Origin of the sequence: Pseudomonas sp. NPDC087615 (genome assembly GCF_044743445.1) — a bacterium.
In the GTDB taxonomy this organism is placed as follows: Bacteria; Pseudomonadota; Gammaproteobacteria; order Pseudomonadales; family Pseudomonadaceae; genus Aquipseudomonas; species Aquipseudomonas baetica_A.
The window spans coordinates 1-3,919 of sequence record NZ_JBIUWM010000115.1; the positions used below are offsets into that span (position 1 = coordinate 1).

At 58.2% G+C, this 3,919-nt stretch carries 4 protein-coding genes and 1 pseudogene; 1 reads left to right on the forward strand and 4 read right to left on the reverse strand.

What is annotated here, in order from left to right; all coding sequences use genetic code 11:
- Positions 1-103 (reverse strand): annotated as a pseudogene (locus tag ACIOU6_RS27585) (metal-binding protein); the annotation flags it as partial.
- 105 nt (positions 104-208) lie between these two features.
- On the opposite strand from ACIOU6_RS27585, the gene ACIOU6_RS27590 reads away from it, so the two are divergent.
- Positions 209-787 (forward strand): nucleoside triphosphate pyrophosphatase, encoded by a 579-nt coding sequence (locus ACIOU6_RS27590; RefSeq protein WP_221729348.1) that lies wholly within the window; start codon positions 209-211, stop codon positions 785-787.
- Positions 788-873: 86 nt separating this feature from the next.
- Here ACIOU6_RS27590 and sppA read toward each other — a convergent pair whose 3' ends face one another.
- From sppA to rluC, 3 genes are read right to left on the reverse strand one after another with little or no spacing between them, the layout of a single operon-like run.
- Positions 874-1,863: a signal peptide peptidase SppA gene (sppA, locus tag ACIOU6_RS27595; protein ID WP_401139890.1), complete on the reverse strand. Its 990-nt coding sequence runs from the start codon at positions 1,861-1,863 to the stop codon at positions 874-876.
- A gap of 24 nt (positions 1,864-1,887) precedes the next feature.
- Positions 1,888-2,550, reverse strand: coding sequence for an HAD-IA family hydrolase (locus ACIOU6_RS27600; protein WP_221729350.1), 663 nt, complete (start codon positions 2,548-2,550; stop codon positions 1,888-1,890).
- A complete protein-coding gene (gene rluC, locus ACIOU6_RS27605; RefSeq protein ID WP_339431063.1) occupies positions 2,537-3,496 on the reverse strand; it encodes a 23S rRNA pseudouridine(955/2504/2580) synthase RluC in 960 nt (319 codons plus the stop codon). Before rluC ends, ACIOU6_RS27600 begins: the two co-directional genes overlap by 14 nt.
- Positions 3,497-3,919: the final 423 nt, after the last annotated feature.

Here is a 3,919-nt window from a genome sequence, read left to right on the forward strand (position 1 = left end):
AGAGTCTCTTCAAATCGGCCAGCAGCAGTTCACCTTGAAGGGTGGTGCCACGGTCAGCCAATTTGCGCGGGTCAACGTGAGGTGGAATCGGGTCATTCAACATAGGCGCAGCATTATAGGGATGCACCCACCCATGTCAAAGGAAATTGTGCCCTGTCCGTCACTTGCGCGCCTCCGCTAGAATCCACACCTGCCTCAGGAGACGCGAATGCTGCCTTTATTACTCGCTTCAAGCTCGACTTATCGCCGCGAATTACTTGCCCGCCTGCACTTGCCGTTCACCTGCACTTCGCCGGATATCGACGAAAGCCACCGCCCCGGCGAGCCGGCGATCGAACTGGTCAAACGCCTCGCCGAACAAAAAGCCCGAGCACTGGCCCACAACCACCCCGCTCATCTGATTATCGGCTCCGATCAAGTCGCCGTGCTCGGCGAGCAGATCATCGGCAAGCCGCACACCTTCGAGAAAGCCTGCGAGCAACTGATGGCTGCCAGCGGCGCTAGCGTGACCTTCCTCACCGGCCTCGCCCTGCTCAACAGCCAGACCGGCCAATGCCAGGTCGACTGCGTGCCGTTCACCGTACATATGCGGCAACTCGATCAGGCGCGCATCGAGCGTTACCTGCGCATCGAGCAACCCTACGACTGCGCTGGCAGCTTCAAGGCCGAAGGCCTGGGCGTGAGCCTGTTCAAGTCCACCGAAGGCCCGGACGCCACCAGCCTGATCGGCTTACCACTGATTCGCCTGATCGACATGCTGCTGACTGAGGGAATGCAGATCCCTTAAAGCAAAAGATCGCAGCCTTCGACAGCTCCTACACCGATATCCATAGGAACTGCCGCAGACTGCGATCTTTTGATCTTTAAAACAACTCAGCGCAACGAAGGCCCGTGGAAACCCATCCACATTGCCAACTGCTCAGCAACGCTTGCACCGAGCTTCTTCGAGAAGCGATCGAACGGCGATTCCTGAACAGTGAAGTCAACCAGTTCTTTCTCACCGATCACGTCACGCGCCACCGAACTGGCGTTACCCAAGCCATCGATCAAGCCCAATGGCAGCGCCTGCTCACCCGACCAGACCAGCCCGGAGAACAGCTCCGGATGCTCTTTATCCTTCAGGCGATCGCCGCGCCCTTGCTTGACGCTGTTGATGAACTGCTTGTGCGTGGTATCCAGCACACTTTGCCAGAACGCAGTTTCTTCAGGTTTCTGCGGCTGGAACGGGTCAAGGAACGACTTGTGCTCGCCCGAGGTGTAGGTGCGACGCTCAACACCCAGTTTCTCCATGGTGCCAACAAAACCGTATCCGGCAGCGGTCACACCAATGGAACCCACCAGACTCGCCTTGTCGGCATAGATCTGATCCGCCGCACTGGCAATGTAGTAGGCTCCGGATGCACCGAGATCGGAAATCACCGCGTACAGCTTGGTATCCGGGTGCAGACCGCGCAGGCGCTTGATCTCGTCATAGACATATCCCGACTGCACCGGACTACCGCCAGGACTGTTGATACGCAGGATGACACCCTTGACCTTCTTGTCTTCGAACGCTGCGCGCAAGGCGCCGACAATGTTGTCAGCACTGGCCGACTCCTTATCGGCGATCACGCCGGTAACATCGATCAGCGCGGTGTAGTTCGTGCTGCGTGCGGCGCTCTTTTCCATGTCCATCAGCGGCGTGAACAGGATCAGCGCAACGAACAGATAAACAAACGTCAGAAGTTTGAAGAAAATCCCCCAACGCCGCGAGCGCCGCTGCTCCTGCACACCGGCGAGCAGAGTCTTTTCCAACAGCTTCCAGCTCTTCTCGTCACCGCCGTCGGCACTTGCCTTGGCCGGTGCCTTCCATTCGTCGGTCATGCGATTCACCCCAGCAAAAACGTATTAGGCCCGCTGCCCCAGCCAGGCATGTAATTCGGAAAAACGATCGATCGACAGACGCGGCTCATACTGCTGCAGTGATTCAATCGATTGCGCGCCATAACTGACCGCCACCGACACCATCCCCGCGTTACGCGCCATTAATAGATCGAAGGACGAATCCCCCACCATCAGCGCCTGCTCCGCACGCACACCGCAATGAGCAAGAATCTGCTCCAGCATCAGAGGGTGCGGTTTGCTCGCAGTTTCATCGGCAGCACGGGTAATGTCGAAATACTCTTCCCAGCCATTAGCCTTGAGCACCCGATCCAGTCCGCGACGATTCTTGCCGGTCGCGATTGCCAGGTGATAACCCTGCTCGCGAAAGGATGCCATCGACTCGACGACACCCTCGAACAACGGCGAAGGCACGGCTTCTGCAGCGATGTAGTGATCCGCGTAATACTCGCGGAACGCAACCATTTCGGCATCGCTGATCTCGGGATACAACGTGCGAATCGCCTCAGGCAACCCCAGGCCGATGATGCCCTTGACGGCAAAGTCATCGCGCAACTCGAAACCGGACCGCCCGGACGCGGAATGCATCGCCTCGACAATCCGACCAATGGAATCGGCCAGCGTACCGTCCCAATCGAAAATCAGCAGTTTGTAATCAGGGTGCGGCACTCAGGCGCTCCACAGTCTTGGCCCACATTTCATCGACCGGGGCCTGCAAGGTCAGCTTGCCACCATCAGGCAGCGGCACGGTTAGCATGTAAGCGTGCAGAAAAAGGCGCTTGCCGCCCAGATCGCGGATTTCCTTGGTGAAATCGTCATCGCCGTACTTGCTGTCGCCAGCAATGCAATGCCCGGCGTGCAGGGTGTGGACGCGAATCTGGTGGGTACGACCGGTAACAGGCTTGGCCTCGACCATGGTGGCGAAATCGCCGAAGCGGCGCAGCACCTTGAACACAGTCAGGGCTTCTTTGCCCTCGTCGTTGACTTCAACCATGCGCTCACCGGAACGCAGGTTGCTCTTGAGCAATGGCGCACTGACCTGCTTGATAGAGGTCGCCCAATTACCACGAACCAGCGCCATGTAGCGCTTGTCGACACCATCGCCACGCAATTTTTCGTGCAAGTGACGCAGCATGCTGCGTTTCTTGGCAATCATCAGCAAGCCGGAAGTGTCACGATCGAGACGATGTACCAGTTCCAGTTCCTTTGTATCGGGACGCAACTGACGAAAGGCTTCGATCACGCCGAAATTCAGACCGCTGCCACCGTGAACCGCAATGCCGGCGGGCTTGTTGATCACGATCAGAGCTTTGTCTTCGTAGACGATCGATGCTTCCAGACGCTGCAACAGTCCTTGGGCCAAAGGCACCGGCTCATCACGCTCCGGCACGCGAACCGGCGGCACGCGCACGATATCGCCGGCCTGCAGCTTGTATTCAGGCTTGATCCGCCCCTTGTTCACGCGCACTTCGCCTTTACGCAAAATGCGGTAAATCAAGGTCTTGGGCACGCCTTTGAGCCGGGCGAGGAGAAAGTTATCGATTCGTTGGCCGGCATACTCCGGCGAGACTTCAAGCAATTGAACGCCTGGAGTCGAAGGGGCAGTAGTTGTCATGCCGCGGATGATAACAATTTTTATGGAATTGAAGCACTTAATCATTGCTGCTATAGTCGCGAACGCCGCCAAAAGCGGCCTGGGCAGCGGAACCACGGTCAAAAACCGGCCCTGACCAACGCAATTCACCAGGACGCGAGGCCGTCCTACGGGGCTTTCGCTACGTAACGGTGGAGTTTGCAGTTGTAACAAGCGCAGGTGACATGAGGCCTGAATTACACCGCCGAACAGAGTTTTTACTCGCCCGGCAGGCAGATATTCACGGCCAGTTCACAAAGTGCAGTCAGCTGCGAATGACCCCGAGCGAACGCTTCGGAAACATCGCCTAAATTAGCCATGATGCGTGACCTCCCCTTTCGGGGGGGTGGGGGGGGGGGGGGCCGCGGGGGGGGGGGGGGGGGGGGGCGCGCCCCGGGGGAGGGT